Source organism: Micromonospora sp. C41 (assembly GCF_018070485.1).
Taxonomy (GTDB): domain Bacteria; phylum Actinomycetota; class Actinomycetes; order Mycobacteriales; family Micromonosporaceae; genus Micromonospora; species Micromonospora chalcea.
In genome coordinates this window covers 1-25,638 of the sequence record NZ_JAGPXP010000051.1, presented here as the reverse complement: position 1 = coordinate 25,638, position 25,638 = coordinate 1, and the positions used below count along the sequence as shown (strand labels likewise).

21 protein-coding genes are annotated in these 25,638 nt (G+C 73.9%); 17 read left to right on the top strand and 4 right to left on the bottom strand.

Annotation, left to right across the window (positions count from 1 at the left end; all coding sequences use genetic code 11):
- Window positions 1-230 (bottom strand): Clp protease N-terminal domain-containing protein (locus tag KBX43_RS30225; protein WP_210885001.1); only part of this gene is annotated, 230 nt, incomplete at its 3' end.
- Between the two features lie 372 nt (window positions 231-602).
- Between KBX43_RS30225 and KBX43_RS30220 the strand changes: the two genes are divergently transcribed.
- From KBX43_RS30220 to KBX43_RS30175, 10 genes are all read left to right on the top strand, one after another.
- Window positions 603-2,504: a BTAD domain-containing putative transcriptional regulator gene (locus KBX43_RS30220; protein WP_231915560.1), complete on the top strand. Its 1,902-nt coding sequence runs from the start codon at window positions 603-605 to the stop codon at window positions 2,502-2,504.
- 206 nt (window positions 2,505-2,710) lie between these two features.
- On the top strand, window positions 2,711-3,910 hold the full coding sequence (locus tag KBX43_RS30215) for a DUF6004 family protein (protein ID WP_030499571.1): 1,200 nt from the start codon (window positions 2,711-2,713) through the stop codon (window positions 3,908-3,910).
- 128 nt (window positions 3,911-4,038) lie between these two features.
- Window positions 4,039-4,935, top strand: a complete 897-nt coding sequence (locus tag KBX43_RS30210) for a 50S ribosomal protein L11 methyltransferase (protein WP_210888491.1) — start codon at window positions 4,039-4,041, stop codon at window positions 4,933-4,935.
- Window positions 4,935-5,576, top strand: a complete 642-nt coding sequence (locus KBX43_RS30205; protein WP_043325250.1) for a hypothetical protein — start codon at window positions 4,935-4,937, stop codon at window positions 5,574-5,576. The genes KBX43_RS30210 and KBX43_RS30205 overlap by 1 nt, the downstream gene beginning before the upstream one ends.
- 5 nt (window positions 5,577-5,581) lie before the next feature.
- Window positions 5,582-6,868, top strand: coding sequence for an AarF/ABC1/UbiB kinase family protein (locus KBX43_RS30200; RefSeq protein ID WP_064447380.1), 1,287 nt, complete (start codon window positions 5,582-5,584; stop codon window positions 6,866-6,868).
- A 92-nt stretch (window positions 6,869-6,960) separates the two neighbouring features.
- The gene (locus KBX43_RS30195) at window positions 6,961-7,665 is read left to right on the top strand and encodes a crotonobetainyl-CoA--carnitine CoA-transferase (protein ID WP_043325247.1); all 705 of its coding nucleotides are present in this window, start codon (window positions 6,961-6,963) and stop codon (window positions 7,663-7,665) included.
- Between the two features lie 248 nt (window positions 7,666-7,913).
- Window positions 7,914-9,191 carry an aminotransferase class V-fold PLP-dependent enzyme gene (locus tag KBX43_RS30190; protein ID WP_210888488.1) on the top strand — a complete coding sequence of 426 codons (1,278 nt, stop codon included), beginning with the start codon at window positions 7,914-7,916 and terminating at the stop codon, window positions 9,189-9,191.
- Window positions 9,192-9,213: 22 nt separating this feature from the next.
- A complete protein-coding gene (locus KBX43_RS30185; protein WP_064447382.1) occupies window positions 9,214-10,353 on the top strand; it encodes a PLP-dependent aspartate aminotransferase family protein in 1,140 nt (379 codons plus the stop codon).
- 38 nt (window positions 10,354-10,391) lie between these two features.
- The gene (locus tag KBX43_RS30180; protein WP_064447383.1) at window positions 10,392-11,294 is read left to right on the top strand and encodes a homocysteine S-methyltransferase family protein; all 903 of its coding nucleotides are present in this window, start codon (window positions 10,392-10,394) and stop codon (window positions 11,292-11,294) included.
- Between the two features lie 63 nt (window positions 11,295-11,357).
- A complete protein-coding gene (locus KBX43_RS30175; RefSeq protein WP_030499579.1) occupies window positions 11,358-12,011 on the top strand; it encodes a hypothetical protein in 654 nt (217 codons plus the stop codon).
- 46 nt (window positions 12,012-12,057) lie between these two features.
- On the opposite strand, the gene KBX43_RS30170 is transcribed toward KBX43_RS30175, so the two are convergent.
- On the bottom strand, window positions 12,058-12,234 hold the full coding sequence (locus KBX43_RS30170; RefSeq protein ID WP_209960950.1) for a hypothetical protein: 177 nt from the start codon (window positions 12,232-12,234) through the stop codon (window positions 12,058-12,060).
- 137 nt (window positions 12,235-12,371) lie between these two features.
- Between KBX43_RS30170 and KBX43_RS30165 the strand changes: the two genes are divergently transcribed.
- From KBX43_RS30165 to KBX43_RS30140, 6 genes are read left to right on the top strand one after another with little or no spacing between them, the layout of a single operon-like run.
- Window positions 12,372-13,709 (top strand): aminotransferase class V-fold PLP-dependent enzyme, encoded by a 1,338-nt coding sequence (locus tag KBX43_RS30165; protein ID WP_064447385.1) that lies wholly within the window; start codon window positions 12,372-12,374, stop codon window positions 13,707-13,709.
- Window positions 13,706-15,406, top strand: coding sequence for an ABC transporter substrate-binding protein (locus KBX43_RS30160; RefSeq protein ID WP_210888486.1), 1,701 nt, complete (start codon window positions 13,706-13,708; stop codon window positions 15,404-15,406). The genes KBX43_RS30165 and KBX43_RS30160 overlap by 4 nt, the downstream gene beginning before the upstream one ends.
- Window positions 15,403-16,635, top strand: a complete 1,233-nt coding sequence (locus KBX43_RS30155) for a hypothetical protein (RefSeq protein WP_064447387.1) — start codon at window positions 15,403-15,405, stop codon at window positions 16,633-16,635. The genes KBX43_RS30160 and KBX43_RS30155 overlap by 4 nt, the downstream gene beginning before the upstream one ends.
- The gene (locus KBX43_RS30150; RefSeq protein WP_043325235.1) at window positions 16,632-18,344 is read left to right on the top strand and encodes an ABC transporter substrate-binding protein; all 1,713 of its coding nucleotides are present in this window, start codon (window positions 16,632-16,634) and stop codon (window positions 18,342-18,344) included. Before KBX43_RS30155 ends, KBX43_RS30150 begins: the two co-directional genes overlap by 4 nt.
- Window positions 18,341-20,068, top strand: coding sequence for an ABC transporter substrate-binding protein (locus KBX43_RS30145; RefSeq protein ID WP_210888484.1), 1,728 nt, complete (start codon window positions 18,341-18,343; stop codon window positions 20,066-20,068). The genes KBX43_RS30150 and KBX43_RS30145 overlap by 4 nt, the downstream gene beginning before the upstream one ends.
- A gap of 11 nt (window positions 20,069-20,079) precedes the next feature.
- Window positions 20,080-20,862, top strand: a complete 783-nt coding sequence (locus tag KBX43_RS30140) for a hypothetical protein (protein WP_064447388.1) — start codon at window positions 20,080-20,082, stop codon at window positions 20,860-20,862.
- Here KBX43_RS30140 and KBX43_RS30135 read toward each other — a convergent pair.
- Together KBX43_RS30135 and KBX43_RS30130 are read right to left on the bottom strand one after the other, a co-directional pair.
- A complete protein-coding gene (locus KBX43_RS30135; protein WP_210888482.1) occupies window positions 20,846-22,219 on the bottom strand; it encodes a metallopeptidase TldD-related protein in 1,374 nt (457 codons plus the stop codon). The two genes, KBX43_RS30140 and KBX43_RS30135, sit on opposite strands and share 17 nt — an antisense overlap.
- Window positions 22,216-23,721, bottom strand: a complete 1,506-nt coding sequence (locus tag KBX43_RS30130) for a TldD/PmbA family protein (protein ID WP_210888480.1) — start codon at window positions 23,719-23,721, stop codon at window positions 22,216-22,218. The genes KBX43_RS30135 and KBX43_RS30130 overlap by 4 nt, the downstream gene beginning before the upstream one ends.
- A gap of 413 nt (window positions 23,722-24,134) precedes the next feature.
- Between KBX43_RS30130 and KBX43_RS30125 the strand changes: the two genes are divergently transcribed.
- A complete protein-coding gene (locus KBX43_RS30125) occupies window positions 24,135-25,406 on the top strand; it encodes a cellulose-binding domain-containing protein (protein ID WP_210888478.1) in 1,272 nt (423 codons plus the stop codon).
- Window positions 25,407-25,638 lie beyond the last annotated feature (232 nt).

Genomic DNA, 25,638 nt, shown 5'->3' with positions numbered 1-25,638 from the left:
TGCCCGCTCGGCGCCTGCTGGCCCTGGCCGATGATCTCCTCGACCTGCTGACGCACACCCTCCAGCGAAATACCCAGACTCTCCAGAGCCTTCGCCGCGACACCCTCACCCTCATGGATCAGGCCCAACAGGATGTGCTCCGTACCGATGTAGTTGTGGTTGAGCATCCGGGCCTCTTCCTGGGCCAGGACGACAACCCGTCGCGCTCGGTCGGTGAACCGCTCGAACATGCCCTCGTGCTCCTCACCTGAGTCATCCGGCCACCAGAATACTAAGATTTCATATAGCATTCTGTCTATCCTGGATGCGCGACACGGGCCTCCAGGTGGGCGGCATCCCTTTCAGGGTGGGCCTTCGTCGGAACCGGGTCACGCAACCCGGCACGGCCCGCAACTTCTATCAATAGCTTCGCCATATGAAAAAGAACTCCCCGCCGTCGTCGTTCCGCCCGGCGGCCTTTACGCACGTCCCGGGCGGTGATCACGCTGCTCGGGCGGGTTGGCGGCCTGGCCTGCCGAGTTTCCTGAGCAATAGCTGAGTGTGGCGACGTGGTAACCGGATGTGCCAGTCTCGGGCTCACGCTGAGCCTGGGGGGATAGATGATGGAGAGTCGCGCCTGTTACCGGGTCGACCTGTTGGGTCCGCTGCGCGTGCGGCGGAAGGGGCATCCGGTGGAGCCCGGACCGGCCAAGCAGCGGGCGGTGCTCTCGCTTCTGGCGTTACGCCTGGGCGACAGCGTCCCGGTGAGCGAGGTGGAGGAGGCGGTCTGGGGCGGCGTGGTCCCGCCGAGCGCCCGGTCGCTCGTGCACACGTACGTGGCCCGGCTGCGCCAGGTCCTCGAACCGGAGCATCCGCCGCGGCGCCGGGTACGGGTCATCGCCTCGACCGTCACCGGGTACTCGCTGCGCGCCGAGACCGTCGAGACGGACGTCGCGCGGTTCCGCCGCTGTGTCGCCGAGGCCGAGAAGCGGATCGGCGAGGGCTGCCGTGAGGAGGCGTTCCACCTGCTCGGGCAGGCGCTGGACCTGTGGCGCAGCCCGACCCTCGGTGAGCTGCGCTCGCTGCTGCACGACAACATCGAGGTGGAGGCCCTGGGTGCGGCCTGGGTGGCGACCTCGCACAGCTACGTCGGTCTGGGGCTGCGGCTGGGACGCGCCGCGGCGGTGCTCGACACCGCCACCCGGCTGGCCCGGCTGGAACCCCTGCACGAGGCGATCCAGGCCGACTATCTGGCCGTGCTCGGCAGCAGCGGGCACCGGACCGTGGCCCTGCACCGGTACGCCGACATCACCGAGCGGCTCCGTACCGAACTGGGCGTCGACCCGGGGGAGGAACTGCGGGCGGTGCACCGGGCGCTGGTGCGCCCGGCCGGCCGTCCACCGGTGCCCCGGCCGGCGCCGGCGGTGCCGGCCGCAAGGCGCAGGCCCGGCTGCGGGCCGATCTCCGGGCCGCTGCACTGGCGGGCCGGGGACATCGCCGACCTGGCGGCCCTGCTGGCGAAGTACCGCGCGGTGACCGTCACCGGCGCGCCCGGCTGTGGCAAGTCGGCGGTGACCCTGCGCGCCGCCCACCAGGCCGCCCGCGTCTTCACCGGCGGGGTCCTGACGGTGGACACGCTCGATCTCAGTGACCGGCGGCAGCTGGAACGCCGGCTGGCCCGGATGCTCGGGGGCAACGGCGCCGAGGATCCGGTCGAACTGCTGCGCGACCAGCCGACACTCGTGGTGCTGGACAACGCCGAGCACCTGGTCGACGCGTGTGCGGTGGTCGCCGACCGGCTGTTGCTGGCGTGCCCGGACGTGGCGGTGCTGACCGGCTCGCGTCAGCCGCTCGGGCTGCCGTACGAGCGGGTCCAGCGCCTGCATCCGCTCCCGGTGCCGCAGCCGGGCGGATGGCCGTCGGTCCTGTCCAATCCGGCGGTCGCGCTGCTCGCCGAACGGGCGGCCCAGGCCCGCCCCGGGTTCCGCCTCGACCGGCGGGACGCGGAGGTCGCGGTGGAGATCTGCCGCCGGCTCGACGGCCTGCCGCTGGCCCTGGAGATGGCGGCGGCGTGCCTGGCCACCGAGAGTCTGGACGGGGTGCTGCGCAAGCTGGAGGGACCGCTGGACGGACTCCGCCCGCCCGCCGCCGGACCGGAGTCACGCCACACGTCGCTGCGGGCGATGCTCGACCGTAGCGTCCAGCGCCTCGACGTGGCCGAGCGTTGTCTGTTCCAGCGCGTCGCGTTGCTGCCGGGGGTGTTCGACCTGGCGGCCGCCCAGCGGTTCTGGCGGCCCCATCCGTCCGGGCCCACGGACGTGCGGGTGGTGCTCGCCGCCCTGGTGGACAAGTCCCTGGTGATGCCGGTCGGGACGACCGGCGGCCGGTACCGGATGCTCGGCCTGCTGCGCCGGCTGGCGCTGGAGACGGGCACCCCGGGGGCCGTGACGAGTCCCGCCGCCGAACTGCCCCTGCCGCTGCCCCGGCCGTTGCTGCCGGCCGGCGCGGCGGCCGTGCCGGACTGACCGGCGGCCGCCGCGACGGCCCGCTCCCCGCCGGGGGAGCGGGCCGTCGCGTTCTGGAGGCCGATGACACCTGACGATGCCTCAGGCATTGACAGCACGCTTTAAAAACACATAGCTTGAAGTTCGGCGGGACCGGTCGGGTCCGGTCCACCAGCGGCCCTCAGACCGCCGCTGACCCCTGCCGACAGACATTGGAGGTGTCTGGCTTGAGCACCAGAGAGACCTACGAGTCCCTGAACCTCGAACCCAAGCCGATCCGCCCGCACATCCTCGCCGCGGCAACCGTGGTCTTCGGCGAGGACTACTACTCGGGCCGCCGCGAGACGATCAACCTGTCCGGCTTCGTGCAGCTCAACAAGTGGCCCATGCCGGGCTTCGAGCACAAGGTCGACGAGAACGGCTACGCGCAGTTCGCCACCGAGCTGATCAGCGCGCCCGAGGTGGGCATCAAGGGGTTCAGCTACGAGTTGGACGACCGCATCCAGGTCCTGTCCAACCCGTTCCTGCCCAACAGCGGGCACGTGCGGCAGATCGTGCCGGGCAAGAACTTCCCGGCCGAGTTCTACATCCGCCGCTTCGGCATCCTGGAGTCGAGCACGCTGCGGCTCGCCCACCGCAACGTCATCGACATCTACGGCGTGGTCGACAGCGTCCCGCCGTTCAAGAAGCCGCTGACCGGGCCCTACCTGGGCAAGCCGCGCGGTGACGGTCCCTTCGACGTGATGGCCGCGCCGAACGTCGTCAAGGGCACCACGCTGCCGGAGGCGTGGTACCCGGCCAACGACGAGAACCAGCCGGTCGGGATCACGCCGAACCTGTTCTTCGCGCCCAGCGCCGGCCCGTGCATGTCCATGCTGGTCGACCCGTCCATGATCATGCAGACCTCGCTGGAGGGGCAGATCGAGGTCGAGGTCAACGGCAAGACGGTGCGGGTCGACCTGGCCGGGGACTACCGCAAGGCGGCCGGTGCCGAGGTGCTGCTCTTCGGCCCGGACAAGCACGACGAGGGTCCGGGCGTGCTCGCCCAGCTGGCCCGCGTCGCGGTCGTCGGACACAGCCCGGAGCTGGGTGGCCGGGTCATGCTGCGGGCGAGCTGGCCGCGGGTCTCCGGCGGCACGCTGGGCGAGGGCAACGAGGACAGCCTCAGCCGGCTCAAGTTTCCCGGCGACCTGCACATCGACGCCGAGTTCGAGCTGGTCACGCCGCACGAGACGCTCTACGCCGCCAACTCCGTGCACGTCAACGGCAAGATGCGCGGCATGGAGGCCACCGGCACCGAGCTCAAGCTGGACGGCTCGGACACCGCCCTGGTCACCGTGGACGAGCAGCCGAAGGCTCGCCTCACCGGCGTCAACCTGGTGATGCGGGACGCGCTGGTCGGCGAGCACGCCGCGGTGAACGCCTGACCGACGGGTCCGCTTGACGGGCCTGCCGGCCAGAGGTTCTACTAGTAAAACCAATAGCAACGTACCGTCACGATGTCCCTCCCGGCTGCTACGGCGGTCGGGAGGGACGCGCGCTCAGGGGGTACCGCGTGGACCAGCGGCTGCTGCTCATGCACCAGATGATGCTCGGCGACGCGCCCCGGCTGCGGGCGTACGACAGGGCGCTGGAGGAGGCCGTCACCCCCGGCGACGTGGTGGTCGACGTGGGCGCGGGGCTGCTCGCGCTCTCCCTGCTGGCGCTGCGGCACGGCGCCGAGCACGTGTACGCGGTCGAGGCCGACCCGGCCACCGCCGCGGCGGCGGCCCGCATCATCGAGGCCAACGACCTCAAGGGACGGCTCACCCTGGTCACCGGCGACGCCCGTACGGTCCGGCTGCCCCGCAAGGCGGACGTGCTGGTCTCCGAGATGATGGGAAACCTCGGCCCGGAGGAGGAGATGGCCGAGGTGCTGCACGTGATCGCCCGCCGCCACCTGCGCCCCGGCGGCCGGGTGGTGCCCCGGCTGCTGCGGACCTGGCTGGCCGCGGCCGAGTTCGCCGACGAGGGCTGGGGGCTGTGGGGCGGCGACTTCTACGGCTACCGGCTCGACCCGGTGCAGGAGCTCGTGGCCCCGGCGGCCCAGCTGCACTTCTTCCAGCGTCCGCCGAAGCTGCTGACCGAGCCCACAGTGGTGCTCGACCAGGCGCTCGACGGCCGGTCGCCGTCCCGGCAGACGCTGCGGCAGCGGCTGCCGGTCATCGCGCCGGGGAGGCTGCACGCCGTGCTCGGCTTCTTCACCGCCGACTTCACCGACGACGTGACGCTGTCCAACTTCCCGTCGTACCCCGGATGCAACTGGGCGGTCTGGGTGTGGCCGCTGCGGCACACCGACGTGGCCGAGGGCGACGAGCTGTCCGTCGCCCTGCGCCGGCCGGCCCGGCGCGACGTCCGCGCCGTGACCGGCTGGCGGCTGGAGTGCGGCCTGTCCCGGCAGAGGAGGTCCTGATGCCCTTCGCGGTGGGTACCGTCCGCGACATTCCCGTCCGTGGCGCTCTCAAGCTCTGCGGCCTGACCTGGTCCGCGGAGTGCCTCTGGTTCTCCGAGGCGGTCTCCAGCCAGATCGCCTCCCTGGACCCGATCAGCGGCAAGGTGGTCCGCCGGCTCGACTGCCCCGGCGTGCGCACCGACCTGACCACGATCGGCGGGCGGCTGCTGCAGGTGGCGGGCGACGACCGCGTGCTGCGGCTGGTCGATCCCGAGGACGGCGAGCTGCTCGGCGAGTTCGGCAACCCGCGCCCCGGCAACGTGCTGTGCGGGCTGGAGGCGACCCGGCACGGGCTCTGGCTGGGCTACGAGGACCTGCGCCAGGTCGACCTGCGCGACCCGGACGGTTTCGGGCTGATCGACACGTTCCCGGTCCGGCAGCCGATCGCCGGCCTGACCGTCTCCGACAGCTACCTCGTCTACTCCGACCGCGACGCGGCCACCATCAACCTGTACGACGTGGCGGCCCGCCGGGAGGTGGCCGCCTACTCGGTCGCGGGCAACCCGACCGGCATCACCTGGGACGGCCGCCGCATCTGGTACTGCGACTTCACCACCCTGCAGCTCCGGGCGATCGAGGTGCCGGGCATCACGAAGGGTTGACGTCCATGGCGACCACGCGCGCTCTGCTGGCCCGCTCGACCCGGATCGGCGCGGTCGGCGCCGCCCACCTGCTGCCGGTGCTGCCGGCGGCGCTGGTCAAGGCGGTCCGAGGTGACCGGGCGGCGGCCCGCCGGCTGCTGTACCGCCGTCTCACCACGTTGCTGATGCGGCTCGGCCCGACGTTCGTCAAGGCCGGGCAGGTGCTCGGCACCCGGCGCGACGTGCTGCCGGCCGCGCTCTGCGACGAGCTGTCGGTGCTCCAGGACCGGGTCGACCCGATGACCCCCGAGCAGACCAGCCGGGCGCTGGCCGAGGCGTACGGCAGCGAGACGCCCGCGGAGTTCGCGGAGATCGACCCGACGCCGGTGGCCAGCGGCAGCGTGGCCTGCGTCTACCGCGGCCGGATGCCCGACGGCGCCGAGGTGGCGCTCAAGCTGCGCCGTCCCGGCATCGAGTCGACGATGGCCCTCGACCTCGCGCTGATGCGGCACGGCGCCCGGGTGATGGCCCGGCTGCCGATGCTGCGCGGCGTCCCGGTGCGGGAGGTGGTCGAGAACATGTGCGGAGCGGTGTTCGGCCAGCTCGACTTCGCCCGGGAGGCGGAGAACCTGCGCCGGCTCAAGGAGAACCTCGCCGTGGTGCCCCGGGTCCGGGTGCCCGGCGTACGCGACGACGCCTGCCGGCCGCGCTGCCTGGTCATGGAGTTCATGCCGGACCTCGACGTGGACGTGGCGCGGTCGATGTCGGCGGCCGTGCGAAAGCGGTTCGCCGCCTCCGCGATGACAGCGATCTACCACATGCTCTTCGTGGACGGATTCGTCCACTGCGACATGCACCCGGGCAACCTCTACTTCACCCGGGGCGCCCAGGTGGTGGTGCTCGACGCCGGGTTCAGCGTGCAGCTCACCGAGGAGCTGCGCCGGTTGTTCGCGGAGTTCTTCATGAACATGTCGATCGGGCGCGGCCGGTACTGCGCCGAGATCGTGGTGCGCAGCGGCACCGGCCTGCGGCCGGACGCCGACGTGGAGACGTTCCTGGTCCGGATGGCCGACCTGGTGGAGCGCAGCCACGGGCTGCCGGCCCGGGAGTTCAGCCTGATCGCGTTCGCCGCGGAGATGTTCGACCTGCAACGCCGCTACGGCGTGCACGCCGCGCCGGAACTCATCTTCCCGCTGCTGTCGCTGCTGGTGATCGAGGGGACGGTACGCGAGCTCGACCCCGACCTCGACTTCCAGGAGCTGGCCAAGCCGGTGCTGATGCGCGGGCTCTTCGGCCGCCGGGCCGCCGCCTGACCGCTGGCCGAACGGTCCGCCGGGCCTGGCCGGTCGCTTCGACAGCGCGGCCCCACCTGCGCAAACAGCCGACTAAAATATACGATAGCGGAATGGCACAGACTGGCCTCGCCGGCAAGCGCTCCTACCACCAGTACTGCGGGCTCGCGTCCGCGCTCGACGTGCTGGGCGAACGCTGGACGCTGCTGATCATCAGGGAGCTGCTGATGGGTCCCCGGCGCTACAGCGAACTGCTCGCGGACCTGCCCGGCATCGGCACGAACCTGCTCGCCGACCGGCTCAAGTTCCTCGTCGACTCGGGCGTGCTGCGGCAGGTCGACGTGCACGGCACCGGCGGCCGGCTCTCCTACGAGCTGACCCCGACCGGGCAGGCGCTGCGGCCGATGGTGCTCGGGCTCGCGCACTGGGGCCTGGAGTTCGTCGGTGACCTGAACGCCGAGGACACGGTCCGCCCGCACTGGGGCTTCCTCGCCGTGGAGGCGATGTTCCAGTGGGACAAGATCTCCCCGATCGACGAGAGCTACCAGTTCCAGGTCGACGACGAGGTCTTCCGCATCGACGTCGCCGGCGGGGTGCCGCGCGTGGCGAAGGGGCCGTCCGACGACCCGGCGATGGTGGCGACCACCGACGCGGCCACGTTCGTGCGCATCGGCGCCGGGCGGGTCACGCCGCTGATGGCGATGGTCGGCGGGCAGCTCAAGCTGGAGGGCGACATCGACGCGGTGCTGCGCTGCTGCGAGCTGCTCGGCCTGGACGCCGGCGCCGCGCCCGCCGCTCAGACGACCTCCGGTCACTGACCCGCGCCAGGGGGTGACGGGACCGGATCACTATATTATTCTGAACTAGCCTCGGCGTTCGTCGGGGCCCGTCGTCGTCCGGCACGCCGCGCCCGTGCGGCACCTCCCGAGCACTGTGGTCCCACGGGGACGACCGGTCCGCCCTCCGTCGCCCGAGCGCCTGACGGCGTCCGTGCGCGTCGCGGGGGCGACCCCGCGCGGCGCGTACGCCGGCACCGACGACCGGCCGTCAAGCGACAGGAGCCGGCATGACGGACACGGTGCGACACGATCCGGAGGCGCTGCCCAGGGCGGTACGGGACGACTTCCCCCTGCTGGCCCGCCGGGCCGGCGACCTCGTCGCCTACCTGGACAACGCCGCCACCACGCAGAAGCCCCGCGTCGTCCTGGACGCGATCACCGACTACTACACCGGGGCGAACAGCAACGTCGGGCGCGGCTACCACCGGCTCGGCCTGGAGTCCACCGAGCGGTACGAGCAGGCCCGCGAGAGCGTCGCGCGGGCGATCGGCGCGGCGCAGCCGGAGGAGGTGCTCTTCACCGCCGGCACCACCGCCGCGGTCAACCTGGTCGCGGACACCGCCGGGCAACGGGTGGCCGGGCCGGGCCGGCGGGTCGTGGTGACCGGCATGGAGCACAACAGCAACCTGCTGCCGTGGCGCCGGCTCTGCGACCGTACGGGCGCCACGCTCACAGTGGTGCCGGCCGGACCGGACGGGCGGGTCGGGGCCGACCGGTTCGCCGCCGCGCTCGGCCCGGACACCGCGCTGGTGGCGGTCACCCACGTCTCGAACGTGCTCGGCACCGTCAACCCGGTACGGGAGATGACCGCCGCCGCCCGCCGGGCCGGCGCGCTGGTGGTGGTCGACGGCGCCCAGGCCGTACCGCACCGGCCGGTCGACGTGCGCGACCTCGACGCCGACTTCTACTGCTTCTCCGGGCACAAGGCGTACGGGCCGATGGGCGTCGGCGTGCTGCACGGCCGCCGGGACCTGCTCGCCGGGCTGCCCCCGTACCAGGTGGGCGGCGGCACCGTGAAGGGCGTCGCGGCCGACCAGCCGGTCCGCTACCTCGACGGGCCGGCCCGGTGGGAGGCCGGCACGCCGCACGTGGCCGGCGCGGTCGGGCTGGCCGCCGCCCTGGACTACCTGCGCGACCTCGGCTGGGACGCGATCCGCCGGCACGACCGGGCGCTGGTCCGGCACGCCGTCGACGTGCTCGCCGCGATCGACCGGGTGCGGGTGGTCGGTGACCCGGCCGCCGACCCCAGCGGCATCGTCTCGTTCGTGGTCGAGGGCATCCACCCGTACGACGTCGGGGCGCACCTGGACCGGCACGGCGTGGCGGTGCGCTGCGGCGTGCACTGCGCCAGCACCTTCCTCGACGAGATGGGCCTGCTCGGCACGGTCCGGCTCTCCTTCGGCGTCTACAACACCACCGCCGAGATCGACCTCGTCGGCGAGTTGCTCGCCGGCGTACGACCGGGTCCCTGGACCGCCGACCACCCCGACGTCCGGTTCCTCTGAGCAGCGCCCGGAAGGGAGCGTCATGAGGTTCGACACCCGGCTGGTGCACGTCGGCCAGCGACCAGTGCCCGGCACCGGCGACGTGGTGCCGCCGATCCACCTCGCCACCACCTACGACCGCACCGCCCAGGACCCGCCGCGCTACTTCTACGCCCGGGGCGAGCAGCCCAACCGGGAGGCGCTGGAGGAGTGCCTCGCCGCGCTGGAGGACGCCCGGCACGCAACCGTCTACACCAGCGGGCAGGCCGCCGCCACGACGGCGCTGTCGCTGGTGCCGCCGGGCCGGCTGGTGCTCGCCTCCGACGACGTGTACGGCGGCACCCACCAGCTGCTCGCCGCCGCCGCCGAGCGCGGCGTGACGGTCCGGCCGGTGGACTTCGCCGACCCGGCCGAGCGGGACCGCGCGCTGTCCGAATGCGGTCCCGAGCTGGCCATGGTGTGGCTGGAGACGCCCACCAACCCGCTGCTCAAGGTCGCCGACATCGCCGCGGTGTCCGACCTCGCGCACCGGCACGGCGCCCTGGTGGTGGTGGACAACACGCTGGCCGGGCCGGTGCTGCAACGACCGCTCGCGCACGGCGCGGACATCACGCTCTACAGCACCACCAAGTCCGTCGCCGGTCATCTCGACGTGCTCGGCGGCGCGCTCGTCTACCAGGACGAGGAGCTGCACCGGCGGTTCCTGGCCTACCGCACGGTGGCCGGCAACGCCCCCGGCGGCTTCGACTGCTATCTCACCCACCGCGGCCTGAAGACGCTGTCCCTGCGCACCGCCCGGCAGGTGGAGAACACCCGCGCGGTGGTGGCGGCGCTGCTGGCCGAGCCGAGCGTCGCGACGGTCAGCTATCCGGGCCTGCCCACGCATCCGCAGCACGCGGTGGCGGCCCGGCAGATGACCGCGCCCGGCGCGCTCGCCGCCTTCGAGTACCGCGGCGACCCGGCCAAGCTGCTCGACCGGGTACGCCTGTTCACCGCCGCGGTCAGCCTCGGCGGCGTCCGTTCCCTGATCGAGTGCCCGGCGCTGATGACCCACCGCCCGGTGCCGCCCGAGGTACGCCGGCGTCTCGGGTTGACCGACCGGCTGATCCGGATCTCACCCGGCATCGAGGACCCGGCCGACCTGGTCGAGGACCTGGTCACCGCGCTGCGTGACGGCGCCTGACCCGCTGACCGGCATTACCGCCCCGCGAAGGAGGAGACATGTCCGCATTCACGACCGGCGGCGCCCCGGTGGTGCTCGACGGAGGACTCGCCACCGAGTTGCAGCGCGCCGGGCTGCCGTACCAGCCCCCGTGGTGGGGCACCGCGGCGCTGCTGGCGGACAGCCGGCGGCGCGTGCTGCGCGACGTCCACGAGCGGTTCCTGACCGCCGGGGCGCAGGTGCTCACCGCGAACACGCTGCGCTGCAACCTGCGGGCGCTGCGCCGCGCCGGACTGGAGGACGCCGGCCTCGGCTGGATGGTGCACGCGGCCGTCGGCGTCGCGCTCGCCGCCCGCAACACGGCCGGCGCGCCCGGCACCCGGATCGCCGCGTCGATGGCTCCGGTGGAGGACTGCTACCGGCCGGACCTGGTGCCGGCCGACGACGAGCTGCGTGAGGAGCACCGCTGGCTGGCCGTTGAGCTGGTCCGGGCCGGGGTGGAGCTGGTGCTGGTGGAGACCATGAACACCGCCCGCGAGGCACGCATCGCGGTGGAGCAGGTACGCGAGGTGGGCGCCCGGGCCTGGGCCGCCTTCGTCTGCGACGACCAGGGCCGGCTGCTGTCCGGCGACTCCCTGGTGGACGCCGCCCGCGCGGTGCGCGCCGCCGGGGCCGAGGTGGTGCTTGTCAACTGCACCGCCCCGGAGGCGACCGAGCGGTGCCTGCGGGCGCTGCGCGACGCCGACGACGGCCCGATCGGCGCGTACCCGAACCTGGAGGACCGCCGCGACGGCGCGCCCGGGCCGCGCCCGCTGCTCGACCCCGCCGAGTTCGGCGACCTGGTCGCCGGCTGGGCGGTGGAGTACCGGCTCGCCGTGGCCGGCGGGTGCTGCGGCGCGTCGCCCGCGCACATCGCCGCGCTGACGGCCCGGCTGAACGCCCCGGTGGCGGCCGTCGACTGACGCCGCCCGCAGGTCCGCCGGCCCGGCGCGGGCCGGGTCAGCCAACGAAGGGAGAACGAGACGGTGAGCGGCTCGACGATCGCACCGCCCGTCGAGGTGGTGCGCAGCCTGCCCGGCCCGGCCGGCTACATGTGCGGCCTGACCTGGGACGGCACCTGGCTCTGGCACTCCGACCAGGACGCCGCGCGGATCTTCGCGATCGACCCGGCGGACGGCGCGGTACGCCGGTCCTTCGCGTACCCGGACGTGCGGGCCGACCTGGGATACGCGGACGGAAAACTGTGCCAGATCGGCGGCCGGCCGAAGCGGATCCTGCTGATCGACCCGGCCACCGGCCAGACCGTCGGGTCGAAGCCGGTACGGCCCTCCAACGGCCGGGTCACCGGCATGGAGACCGGGCCCGAGGGCGTGTGGCTCTGCCTGCGCGCGCCCGCGGTGATCCAGCTACGGGACTTCGAGACCATGACGGTGCAGCGGGAGCACCCGGTCGTGGGGTCGCCCTCGGGCCTCACGTACGCCGAGGGTCACGTGCTCTACGCCGAGTTCGAGGACGGCCTGCTGCACGCGGTCGACGCGGAGTCGGGCCGGTTGGTCGCCACGGTGCGGCTGCCGGGGCATCCGACCGGGCTGGCCTGGGACGGCGAGCTGGTCTGGTACTGCGACTTCGCCGACCGGCGGTTCAAGGCGGTCCGGCTGCCGGACGTGCTCGGCGGCTGACCGGCCCGGTGGGGGCGGCGGCCCGGCCGCCCCCACCCGCCCGGCGTCAGGGCACCCGGTCGCGCGCGTCGAACTGCTCCTGCCGGCGGTCGCGCTCACCGCCGGCGCCGGCGGACGGCGGCCGGCAGCGGCCGGCGCAGCCGCACGAGCAGCCGGAGGCGGCCGGCTCCGTCCGCTGAGGATCTTCGGTGTCCGGCCAACCGCCGGTGTGGCACGCGATCATCGCTTCTCCCTGCTCTGCGGTGGGACGCGCCGGAGAGCCCGGCGCGGTCGGACGGGGCGGGCAGCGGGTCGACTATTTACTTGAGAATCATATGGTAAATTCGCTGGCGGGTGCCAGCTCCTGACAGGAGGGACGCCATGCGCGTCAGCGTGACCGACGACCCCGCGACCACGACGGCCTCCCGCACCGGCGGGCCGCCCGCACCGGCCGACCCGCTGCGCGCCGCCTCCTTCGCGGAGCTGCGGTCGCTGTTCGCGATGGAGCCCGACGCGGTCCACCTCAACACCGGCACCATCGGCGTGATGCCGTACGAGGTGCTGGACGTCAACGACCGGGTGACCCGGGAGTGGAACGGCGGACTGCGCAACGTCTACCCGCCCGGCATGTACCCCGAGCACCGCGCCGCCATCGGCCGGGCGTTCGGCGTCGACCAGGACGAGATGGTGATCTGCCACAACGCCACCGAGGGGGTGGCCCGCGTCATCAACGGGCTCGACCTGCACGAGGGCGACGAGGTCATCACCACCAGCCACGAGTGCTACTCGGTGCTGTCCAACTTCAACCTGCTGCGCAACCGGCACCGGATCACGCTCACCGTGCTGACCCCGCCGGTCGGGCCGGACGTCACCGCCGAGGAGATCGTCGACATGTTCGCCCGGGCGATCACGCCGCGGACGAAGGTGCTGGCGTTCGCCGCCGTCACGCTGTTCACCGGCACCCGGATGCCGGTGCGCCAGCTCTGCGACCTGGCCCAGCAACACGGCCTGACCACAGTGGTCGACGGCGCGCTGCTGCCCGGCCTGTTCGACACCGACCTGCGCGCGCTCGGACCCGACTTCGTCACCTGCTCCGGCTCGAAGTTCCAGTGCGGGCCGCTCGGCACCGGGCTGCTCTACGTCCGCAACAAGGTCCACCCCGAGCACAACCCGCTGCCGCTGCCGACGTTCTGGCCGGTCATCTCCACCTGGTACCCGATGATGGGCGCCCCGCCACCGCGTACCACCACCCGGGTGGAGAGCTACAACATGGGCGACTACCTGCAGAGCGCCGGCAGTGCCAGCATCGCCCGGGGCGCCGCCCTGGCGAAGGCGTGCGAGCTGTGGGACCGCATCGGCCGGGACCGGATCGAGCGGCACGCGGTGGCGCTCGGCGCGCACACCCGCGCCCGGATCGTCGAGCGGTTCGGCGTCGAGTCGCTGTACTCACCGCTCACCGACGACCGGCTGACCGCGCCGCTGGTGGCGTTCAACCCGTTCCCCGACCGGGCCGACGGCTGGAACATCACCAAATTCGCCCGCCTCGTCGACGAGTTGGAGAGCCGGCACCGGATCTGGACCCGGTGGACCGAGTTCGACGTCGCCGGCTCACCGCACCAGCACTACGCCGCCCGGATCTGCACCCACCTCTACAACACCGCCGAGGAGGTCGACCTCGCCGTCGACGCCATCGCCGACCTCGTCCGGGAGCTGTCATGACCGTCGCCCCGTACCGGCCGGAGCCGGCCACCGCGCGGCGGCGCGGCGGCGTCCTGCGGGTGGTCGCGCCCACCGACGCCGCACCGCTGGACCCCAGCTGCGCCCCCGCGTCGGCGGCCCCGTTCGTCCGGCTGCACACCCGGCAGCTCGTCACCTGGCAGACCGCCCGGGACGTCCGCGACTGGCAGGCCGTCACGCCGGTGCCCGACCTCGCCCTGGAGGTCCCCTCCACCTGGAACGCCGGGCTCGGCGCCAGCCACCGCAGCTACGTGTTCCACATGCGCCCCGGCGTCCGCTGGGACACCCCCGACCGGCGTCCGGTCACCGCGCACGACGTGGTCCGCGGCTTCAAACGGATGTGCAACCCGGTCCGGCCCTCACCGTCGCTCGCGTACTTCGCGAGCACCGTGCGCGGCCTCGCCGACTTCGCCACCGCCTGGGCGGCGGAGGCCACCCACCGGGCCGGGGACGCGGCGACGCTCGCCGCGTACCAGAACGCGCACGAGATCCCCGGCGTCTTCGCGCTCGACGACGAGACGCTCGTCATCGAGCTGGCCCGGCCGGCGCTGGACTTCGTGCACATGCTCGCGCTGCCCGCGGCGTCGGCGGTGCCCGTCGAGCACGACGCGTTCGTCCCCGGCAGCCCCGAGGCCGCCGCCCACCTGCGCGCCAACGGGCCGTACCGGGTGCGGCGGCACCGGCCCGGCGAATGGGTCGAACTGGTCCGCAACCCGGCCTGGGAGCCCGCCGCCGACCCGTACCGGCGGGCCGAGGCCGACCGGGTGGAGCTGCGCCTGAGCGACGGCGCCGGCCGCGCCGACGCGGAGCCCACCGACGCGCCGGCCATGGTGCCGGTCGCGCCCGCAGTCGGCGGGCTGCCGGCCGCCGAGCCGGTCGACGGCGACGGCGCGCTCGGCTGGGCGCTCGACCCGTACCTCCTGCTCAACCTGCGCGACCCGGTCTGGGCCGACCCCCGGGTACGGCAGGCCGTGGCGCTCGCCGTGGACAAGGCCGCGGTGGCCGACCTGTACCGGCGGCACCGCCCCGGCGTGCCGGTACGGATCGCGGGCTCGCTGATCCCGCCGGGCAACGCCGGGCACGACACGGCCGATCCGTACCCCACCGGTGATCCGGCGCGGGCCCGTGAACTGCTCGCCTCGGCGGGCCACGCCGACGGCACGCCGCTGGTCCTGATCCACCCGCACTCCGGCCTCGGACCCGAGGTGGCGCACGCCTGCGCGAGCGACCTCACCCGGGCCGGCCTGCCGACCCGGGCGGTCGGGCTCGCCGACGCCGCGTACACCGAGGCGCTGCGCGCCCCCGCCACCGCCGGCGGCTGGCAGCTCGCGGTGGCGGCGCGCGTACCCGACTGGCTGGAGCACAACGGGCGGGTCTTCGCGCAGGCGATGCTCCAGGCGACCCCGGTGCCCGGCGGCGCCAACCACGGCGGCTACGCCGCACCCAAGGTGGACGCGCTGATCGAGCGGGCGCTCGACGCGCCGGAGCCGTGGCGGGCCGACGCCGCCTGGCGGGCCGCCGCGGAGCGCGCGGTCGCCGACGTGGCGGTGGTGCCGATCCTGCACCGGGCGCCGGTGGCCGCGCCGAGGCGACCGGACCGGGTCGACGGGATCGCGCCGCTGCCCCCGCAGGGGTACGCGGTGGACCTGACCGCCGCACGCCCGGGGGTGGACGAGTGAACCCGCTGGTCCGCGACTACCTGCTGCTCGGCCTGCGCCTCGGCCGGCTGGTCGACGGGCTCGTCGACTGCTACTACGGTGACCCGGCGCTGCGCGACCAGGTCGCCGCCGAACCGCCGCCCGACCCCCGCGAGCTGTCCCGCCAGGCCGGCCGGACGCTCGCCGCCCTCGGCGACAGCGACCTCGAACCGGCCCGCCGCCGGTACCTCACCGCCCAGCTCGCCGCGCTGCGCGCGGTCGCCGACCGGCTCGCCGGCACGCCGATGTCGTTCCGGGAGGAGGTGCGCGCCTGTTACGACGTCGACGTGACCCGCACCCCGCCGGAGCGGTACGCGGCGGTGCACGACGAGATCGACGCGCTGCTGCCCGGGCCGGGACCGCTCGTGGACCGGGTGGAGGAGTTCTACCGGCGCAACACCGTCCCGCCGGAACGGCTGCACCGCTGCGTGCAGGCGGTCTCCGACGCGCTGCGCGAGCGGACCCGGGACCGGTTCGGCCTGCCCGGGACCGAGCGTGTCGAGTACACGGTGGTCCGGGACGCGCCGTGGAACGCGTACAACAGCTACCTGGGCGGCTTCCGCTCCGCCGTGGCGCTGAACGCGGCGAGCGGCCGGTCGGTGGCCGCACTGCCGATCATCGTGGCGCACGAGTCGTACCCCGGCCACCACACCGAGCACTGCCTGAAGGAGGCCGGCCTGGTCCGCGACGGCGGCCAGGACGAGCACACCATCGCCCTGGTCGACACACCCCGGTGCCTGGTCACCGAGGGCCTGGCCGAGGCGGCGGTCGACGCGGTGCTCGGCCCCGGCTGGGGCGAGTGGACCGCCGGCATCCTGGCCGGGGAGGGCGTCCACGTCGAGGGCGAGCGGGTCGAGCGGATGCGCGGCCTGATCGTGCGCCTGCTGCCGGCCCGCATCGACGCCGCCCTGCTCCTGCACGACGAGGGCGGCGACCGGGCGGAGGCACTTGCCTACCTGCGGCGGTGGATGCTGCTGCCACCCGACCGGGCCGAGCAGATGGTCACGTTCGCCGCCGACCCGCTGTGGCGCGCGTACTCAGTCACCTACTCCGAGGGCGGCCGGCTGGTCGACGCCTGGCTGGCCGCCCGCGAGCCGGACACCAGCCTCGCCGACCGCTTCGACACGCTGCTGCGGGAGCCGCTGCTGCCGTCGCAGCTGCGCGCCGACGTGGCGGGGACCGCAGAGACGACGAAAGGTGTGTGTCGATGAACGGCGGCCAGCCCCGGTACGGGGGAATCCTGCGGCTCTACGGGCCCGGCAGCATGGACCATCTCGATCCGGCCTGCGCCTACTACATGCTCGGCGGGCAGATCATCCGGCTCTTCGCCCGCCAGCTGTTCACCTACCGGCCGGTCGCCGACCTGCGCGACCCGTCGGCCGTCACGCCCGTGCCCGACGTGGCCGAGGCGGTGCCGACAGTGGACAACGGCGGCATCAGCGCCGACCACACCCGCTACACGATCCGGCTGCGCCCCGGCGTGTACTGGGACACCGACCCGCCCCGCGAGGTGACCGCCGGGGACTTCGTGCGCGGCTTCAAGCGGATGGCCAACCCGGTGTTGCAGGCCGGCGGGATCGGCTACTTCACCAGCACCATCCGGGGTATGGCCGAGTACTGCGACGCGTACGCCGCCGCGATCACCTCGGCCGAGCCGGCCGCCGCCGAGCTGGCCGCGTTCCAGAACAACCACGAGATCGCCGGCGTCCGCGCCGTCGACGACCGGACGATCGTCTTCGACCTGATCCGCCCGGCGGTGGACTTCCTGCACATCCTGGCGCTGCAGTGCGCCTCCGCCGCCCCGGTCGAGTACGACGAGGTGCTGCCCGACAGCGCGGAGTTCCGGCGGCGGGTGCGCTCCAACGGGCCGTACCGGATCACCCACTACGCCCACGGCGAGTCGGTGCGGCTGGACCGCAACCCGGTGTGGCGCAAGGCGTCCGACCCGGTGCGCCAGCAGTACCTGGACGGGGTCGAGGTGACCATGGAGATCGCCAGCCCGCAGCAGGTGGGGGAGGTGATCGACAGTGGCCGCGCCGACCTGTCCTGGGCGTCACCGATCACCGAGCCGTACGACGTGGCGCCCACCGACCCGGGCAACGACCTCGGCTACGCGCTCAACCCGTACCTGGTGTTCAACCTGCTCAGCCCGAACGCCGACCGGGCGATGAGCAAGCTCAAGGTGCGCCAGGCCATCGCGTACGCGATAGACAAGGCGGCGATCGCCGAGATCTACCACGGCCTGGAGGCCGGGACGGTGATGTTGTCCGGGCACACGGCGATCCCGCCCGGCAACGACGGGCACGTCGACTTCAACCTGTACCCGACACCGGGGGACCGGGGCGACCCGGAGCGCTGCCGGGCGCTGCTGGCCGAGGCGGGCTACCCGGACGGGCTCACCCTCACCGCCGTGCACCGGGACGTGGACGCCAACCCGGAGGTGGCCCGCTCCTACGCCGCCGACCTGGAGAAGGGCGGCATCAGCGTCCGTCTGGTCTCGCTCGGCCACGCCGAGTACTACCAGTTCCTGCGCGACCCGGCCAACGCCCGCGCCGGCGCCTGGGACATCTCCGCCCCGTCCTGGACGCCCGACTGGTTCGGCCCGAACGGGCGCACCTACGTCCAGCCGATGTTCCAGACCAACACGTCCCGCGGCACCAGCAACTACGGCGGTTACAGCAATCCGGAGGTCGACCGGCTGATCGAGGAGGCGCTCGGCGCCACCGACCGGGCCCGCGCCACCGAACTGTGGCACCAGGTCGACCTGTGCGTCATGCGGGACGCCGCGATCGTGCCGATCCTCGTGCACGCCCCGACCATCCCGCACCGCAAGGGCCGGCGGGTCCGCAACGCGATCGCCATGCCCACGGTGGACCGCTGGTTCGACCTGTCCAACCTCTGGCTGGAGGAGTCCGCATGACCACGGCAGACGCATCGACGGACCTCGGACTGATCCCCGGCGCGGACGGCCCGCGCCGCGGCGGCACGCTCACCCTGGTCGGCGCGGGCGACGTCGACCACCTCGACCCGGCGCTGGCGTACCACACGGTGACCCGGGGGATAGTCCGCGCGTACACCCGGCAGCTGGTCACCTACCCGTCGACCCGCGACCACCGGCGGGCCGGGGACCTGGTGCCGGACCTGGCGGTGGCGGCGGACGGGCCGTACGACGCCGAGGGCCGCCGCTACCGGTTCACGCTGCGCGACGGGCTGCGCTGGGACCTGCCCAACGGACCCCGGCCGTTGACCGCCGCCGACGTGGTACGCGGCATCAAGCGGCTGGCCCACCCGATGGCGCCCAGCCCTGGCCTGCCCTACTACCTGAGCACCGTCGAAGGGCTCGCCGAGTTCCGCGACGACCTGCTCACCCTGCCCCGCGACCTCAACGTGGTGGCGCCCTACCTGGAGGCCGCCGAGGTGCCCGGGCTGCGGGTGCTCGACGACCGGACGGTGGAGCTGACCACCCGCCGCCCCACCTCCGACTTCCTCAACCTCCTGGCGTTGCCGTTCGCCTCCCCGGCGCCGGAGGAGTACCTCTGGTTCGTGCCCGGCAGCCCCGAGCTGGACCAGCGACTCGGCTCGATCGGGCCGTACCGGATCACCGCCTACGAGCCGGACCGGCTGATCACGCTGGAGCGCAGCCGCACCTGGGACCCGGCCACCGACCCGGTCCGTGCCGCCCACGTGGACCGCATCGAGGTGCGGCAGGGGCTGGACGAGAAGACCTGCCACGACATGGTGATCCTCGGTGACGCCGACATGTTGTGGGACATCCAGCCGCTGACCGAGCGGCTGCCGGAGATGTTCGCCGCCGGGGACCCCCGGCTGGAGGTCTGCCCGGCCGGTCTGTTCAGCCCGTACCTGGTGATCAACGTGCTCAGCCCGAACGAGGGCGGTGCGCTGGGCCGCCGGGAGGTCCGGGAGGCGTTGCAGTACGCGATCGACAAGACCGCCGTGGCCGAGGTCTGGGGCGGGCGTCGCCTCAACGACATCGCCGAGCAGATCCTGCCGCCGCTGTGCCGCGCGCACCGGCCGTTCGCGCCGTACGCGGCGAACGACGGCGCCGGCGACCCGGAGCTGGCCCGCCGGCTGCTCGCCGACGCCGGCTACCCCGACGGGCTCACGTTGAAGCTGGTCTACCGGGACCGGGACATCCACCCGGAGACCGCGCGGGTGGTCCGGTCCGCCGCCGCCCGGGCCGGCATCACCCTCGACCTCGTCCCGGCCGGCATCACCGAGCTGTTCGGCACATACCTGGGCCGGGCCGACGGCGCCCGCGAGGGCCGCTGGGACGTGGCGCTGTCCGGCTGGGAGCCGGACTGGCACGGCAACAACGCCCGCGTCTACCTCCAGGCCCTCTTCGACAGCTCCGGCGTCTCCGGCAACGACGACTGGGGGTCGAACTTCGGCCACTACCACAACGAGATCGTCAACGAGCACATCGACGCGGCGCTGAGCTGCGCCGACGAGAGGGCCGCGAACGAGCACTGGCGGGCCGCCGAGCGGGAGGTGCTGCGCGACTGCGCGGTGGTGCCGATCCTCTTCGCCCACCAGTACTGGCTGCGCGGGCACCGGGTGCGCAACTGGCTGCCGTACCCGGTGCTCAACGGCGACCTGACCAACCTGTGGCTGGGGGAGGACTGACGCCCGGGCCGATGAGCGGCGACGACCACCGTCTCACCGTACGTCTCGGCGAGCTGGCCCAGGCCCACGCCGACCGGGCGGCGGCGCGCGCGGGCGTGCCCGCCGTCCGGCTGGACCGGCTGGCCGCCGAGCCGCTGCGCCTGGACGAGGACTTCTGCCGGGAGGTGGCCGACCGCTACGACGCCGCGCCGATGGTCACCGCCGGCACGGCCCGCGGGTACGCCCGGCTGGCCGCGGAGAACCTGCGGCAGTTCCGGCTGATCGGCGAGGCGGGCATCCGGGTGCTGCCGTGGACCGGGCCGGGGCAGCCGTACCGGGACTCGCGGGACCTGGTCGCGCGGGTCCGCGCCACCGGCCTGCTGCACGTCTTCCTCACCCGCCACGGGCACGGACCGGCCGGCGCGGACGGCGACCATCCGCTGCGCGCCCCCGCCGGAGTCCGGGCCGGCGGGGAGGAACTGCTGCACAACGACATCTTCCGGGCGGTGCACGACGTCTTCGGACACGTCCTGTTCGGCAACACGTTCGGGCCGCGCGGCGAGTTCCGGGCCACCCGCTGCCACCTCGCGATGTACCCGCCCGACCTGCACCCGCTGGTCTTCGCCGAGCTGGTCGGCCAGCTCTGCTGGTTCTTCCACGGGCCGCACCTGCGCCGCCCGGACGGGACGCTGCCCCGGCGCGGCGAGCCCGGGTACGTGCCGCCGCCACGGCGTCCGTACCCGCCGCAGAAACAGCTCGTGTACGACCGGCGCACCCTGGACCGGTTCGCCGCGCTGTTCACGTCGCCGGGCTGACCGCCGACATCAGGAAGTCGGGCACCCGCAGCGGCGGCATCACCATCCGGGTGAAGTAGTCGCCCCACTCCCGGGGCAGCGCCGGCACCGGCCGCCCGGCCTCGGTGGCCCGGGCCAGCAGCGACAGCGGGCTCTCGTTGAACCGGAAGTTGTGCACAGTGCCGACGATCTCGCCGTCCTCGACCAGCCGCACGCCGTCGCGGGTGAGGCCGGTCAGCAGCAGCGACGCCGGGTCGACGTCGCGCAGGTACCACAGCGAGGTGAGCAGCAGGCCGCGCCGGGTGGAGCGCACCATCTCGGGCAGCGTCGGCGCGTCCGGCCCGCCCTCCAGCACCAGGTTGTCCACCATCGGGGTGAGCGGCGCGCCGGTCTGCTCGGCGGTGTGCCGGGTCTGCACGAGCGCGGTCAGCACACCCTCGTCGATCCAGCGGGTCGGCCGCAGCGGCAGCCCGTTGTCGACCACTGCGGTCAGGTCGTCGGTGCCCCGGCTGACCGTGAACGGTGCGCAGGGCAGCAGCGGATGGTCCGGGTCGCTGCGCAGCGTCAGCGGCAACGCGGTGAGGCGCTCGCCGAGCGGCAGCCGGCCGTCCGGGCGGCTGAACGCGGTACGCCCGTCCAGCGCGCCGCGCGCCCCGGCGGCCAGGTAGAGGTGGAGCATCAGGTCGGCCACGCAGTTCGGGGTGAGCAGCACCTCGTACCGTCCCGGCGGCAGCTCGACCCGGCGGCCGGGCCGCGCCAGCGTGGCGGACAGCTCGGCGGCGAGCGCCGGCACGTCCAGTCCGGTCAGGTCGGGCGCCGTCACACCGGCCCACGCCGAGTCGTCGCCGTCGCGCACGCTCAGGTCGAACAGGCCGGTGGACTGCGCGTGCCGCAGGCGGGCGCCGGTCGACGCGGCGAGGTAGGTGGTGACCACCCGGTGCTCGGTGTAGCCGTAGAGCCGCCGCTGCCCGGCCGCCGCGAACGCGTCGGCCAGGCCGGGCAGCACGTCTCCGAACGCGTCGACCGAGGTGCCGCCGGGCGGTTCCGCCCAGGACGGCGTCCGCCACGGCTCGGGCAGCCGCGCCGCGTCGGCGGCGGGCGGCGCGTCGAGGGCGGCCCGCTCGGCCGCGCGGACCAGGCCGGGCAGCGCGTCGCCGAGCGCGCCGCCGTGCCCGACCAGCCCCACGTGTACGCCGGCCGCGCCGTCGCGTACCGCCACCGCTGTCACCCGGCGGGACCGGACGCTGCCGTTCGTGGTCAGCGCGTCGCCTGCCCAGCGCAGGTGCGCGGCGGCCGTCTCGTCGGCGATCAGCAGCAGCTCGTCGGCGTCACGCCGGTGCCGCAGCGCCGCTTCCAGGGCGTCCTGGATCCCGCTCACCCGTCCCGCCCTCCGGTGTCGACGACGTCGATGCCACGGAACACCGCGGCCGGGCAGCCGTGGCTGGCCGCTGCCGCCTGCACCGGCTGACCCTTGCCGCACATGTCGGCGCCGGAGAGCAGCCACGTGCCCTCCCCGCCCAGCCCGCACAGCGCGGACCAGAACGCGGTGGTCTCCGCCTGGTACGCGGCGCCGGACACCTGCCCGGCCAGCCGCCCGTTGCGGATGCGGTGCCAGCGCTGGGCGGTGAACTGGAACTGCCGCCGCCGCATGTCGATCGACCAGCTGTCCGAGCCGGCCAGGTAGAAGCCGTCCGTCACGCCCGCGATCAGGGCCGCGGTGTCCGGCCCGTCCACCGCCGGGCGCAGCGACACGTTCGGCATCCGGGCCATCGGCGTGTGCCGGTACGACTCGGCGTACGCGCAGCCGGCGGAGCGCGGCAGGCCGGCCCGCGCGGCCGAGGCGCGGTCGTGCTGGAACCCGACGAGCACACCCGCCTCGATCAGCGGCCAGGACTGCGCGGCCACCCCCTCGTCGTCGAACCCGACCGTGGCCAGCCCGTGCGGGGCCGACCGGTCGGCGTCCACGCTCATCAGCGCCGAGCCGTACCGGAGCCGCCCGGCGGCGTCGGGCGTGGCGAAGGTGCCGCCCGCGTAGGACATCTCGTGGCCCAGGGCCCGGTCGTACTCGGTGGCGTGCCCGACCGACTCGTGGATGGTGAGCCAGAGCTGCGACGGGTCGATCACCAGGTCGTACCGGCCCGGCCGCACCGCCGGCGCCTGCGTCTTCTCGGCCAGCAGCGCCGGCAGTTCGGCCAGCTCGCCGGCCCAGTCCCAGCCCTCGCCGTGCAGGTACTCCCAGCCGCGGGCCACCGGCGGGCCGACGGTGCGCAGCGTCTGGACGCCGCCGTCGCGCGGGCGCCGGCCCACCGCCAGCACCTGCGGGTGCACCCGGACGCGCTGCTGGGTGACGCGGGTGCCGTCCAGGTCGGCGTAGTACGTGTTCTCCTGGGCGGCGGTGGCGCGGGCCAGCACGTGCGCCACCGACTCGTGTGCCTGCAGCCCGGCGCACCAGTGGCTCAGCAGCTCCACCCGTTCGCTCTCCGGCACCTCGAACGGGTTGATCCGGTACGGCGAGCGCCAGGTCGCCTCCGGGTACGCGGGCTCGGGCGCGAGCGCGACGGGCGCGCCGCCGACGTCGGCGCAGGCCCGGGCCAGCGCCAGCGCGTCGTCGCAGGCGCGTACCGCCGCCTCCGGCGTCAGCTCGGGCGTGGCGGCGAAGCCCCACGCGCCCCGGTGCAGCACCCGTACCGCCAGGCCGGTCTCGGTCTCCTCCTCGCTCGCCCGCAGCGCCCCGTCGTGCACGACGGTGCGCCCGGAGCGGACCCGCTGCACCCGCAGCGCGGCGTATCGCGCGCCCCGCTGCCGGGCCCGGGACAGGGCGGCGTCGGCGAGGCGGGCCAGCGGAAGAGCGAGGAAGGAGTCGTCGATCTCGTCGGGCACACGCGCCTCCGGTCGCCGGGGTGCCGCCGTCCGCGCCGGTGGCGCGGCGGCCCGGGGGTTGCGGTGAGGAGACTAGTGCCGCGTGCCGCCCCGGCACAGGGCCCGCGTGGCGGCCGGGCGGCCGACCAGCGCCGTCGCCGCGCAACAGAGCAATCGGGAAGAAGACCGCTGCCGCGCCGGGGCGCGCTTGAATTGATCGGCGTCGCTCAATAGATTGAGGGCGGGCGCCGCCGAGGTCCGCACGACCGGGCCGCCGGCGGCTGACAGGTTTGTCCCGAGCCGGGCACGTCGGTCGTACGCACCGACTTCTCACAGTGGCGCGTCGCCGCGCCGCCACCCGAGCGCGTCGCCGCGCCGCCGTCCGTCCGGACGCGCGTCGTCGCGTCGCGCCGCCCGACGCAGAAGGACTTCCCATGACGATTCTCCGTACCCGTTCCGGCCCGGCCCTGGCGGCGGTGACCGCGCTGGCCGCCGTCGTGGCGGCCACCGCGACGGCCCTGCTCGCCGGCCCGGCCACGGCGGCGCAGGGCTGCCGGGTCGACTACACACCCAACCAGTGGCCCGGCGGGTTCACCGCGAGCGTCAAGGTCTCGCCCGGCGACACCGCCGTCTCCGGGTGGACGGTCACCTGGACGTACGCCGGCGACGAGCGCGTCACGAACGGCTGGAACGCCACCGTCAGCCAGTCCGGCGCGACGGTCACCGCCCGCAACATGTCGTACAACGGCGGCATCCCGGCGGGCGGCTCCACCGAGTTCGGCGTGCAGGGCACGTTCAGCGCCGCCGGCGGCGCGCCGGGCGGGTTCACGCTCAACGGCGTCCCGTGCAACGGCGCCGCGCCGTCGCCGACAGTCGTGCCCACCACGGCGGTGCCGACCACCGCCCCGCCGACGACCGCCCCACCCACCACCGCCCCGCCGACCCCCGCGCCCCCGCCCACCGCTCCGCCCCCCACGGCGCCCCCGACCACCGCGCCGCCGACCACCCCGCCGCCGAGCGGATGCGCCGGGGCGGTGCTCTGCGACGGCTTCGAGAACCAGACCGGCTCGACGCCGTCCGGCGACTGGAGCGTGGTGAGCCCGGACTGCTCCGGCGCCGGCACGGCCACCATCGACACGTCCACCACGCACAGCGGCAGCCGCGCGATCCGGATCAACGGCGCCGCCGGCTACTGCAACCACGTGTTCGTGCGGACCACGAAGAACCTCAGCGCCCTGGGCAGCGTCAGGTACGCCCGGATCTGGGTGCGGCACACCACCGCCCAGCCCACCGACCACACCACGATGATCACCATGTCCGACGCCGCCGACGGCAACCGCGACCTGCGGCTGGGCGGCCAGAACGGCGCCCTGCAGTGGAACCGCGCCTCCGACGACGCCACGCTGCCCGAGCAGAGCCCGGCCGGGGTGGCGCAGAGCGTGCCGCTGCCCACCAACCGCTGGGCCTGCCTGGAGTTCATGGTGGACGGCTCGGCCGGTCAGCTCCGCACCTGGCTGGACGGCGTCGCAGTCACCGGGCTGACCGCCGACGGCGTACCGACGCACGACATCGACGGCCAGTGGTACAACCGCACCTGGCGACCGCAGCTCACCGACCTGAAGCTGGGCTGGGAGAGCTACGGCGGCGGGGCCGACACCCTCTGGTACGACGACGTGGCGATGGGCGCCACCCGCATCGGCTGCTGATCCACCCCCCGCCACCCGCCGCCCACCATCTCGCCCCGGCGACGTAGCCGGACCGGGGTGGTTCGGCAGCCCGACGGCCAGATCTTGGTACGAAACGGCCCCTGTAGGGGCTGTTCAGTCCCATGACATCTGTCAGCGTTGAAGTCCCGATACATGTGTCACGTGGTAGGGATCTTGGGTCGGGTGGTATGTGCTGCCGGGCATGGCTTCTCGGCGGCATGTGATGAACCTG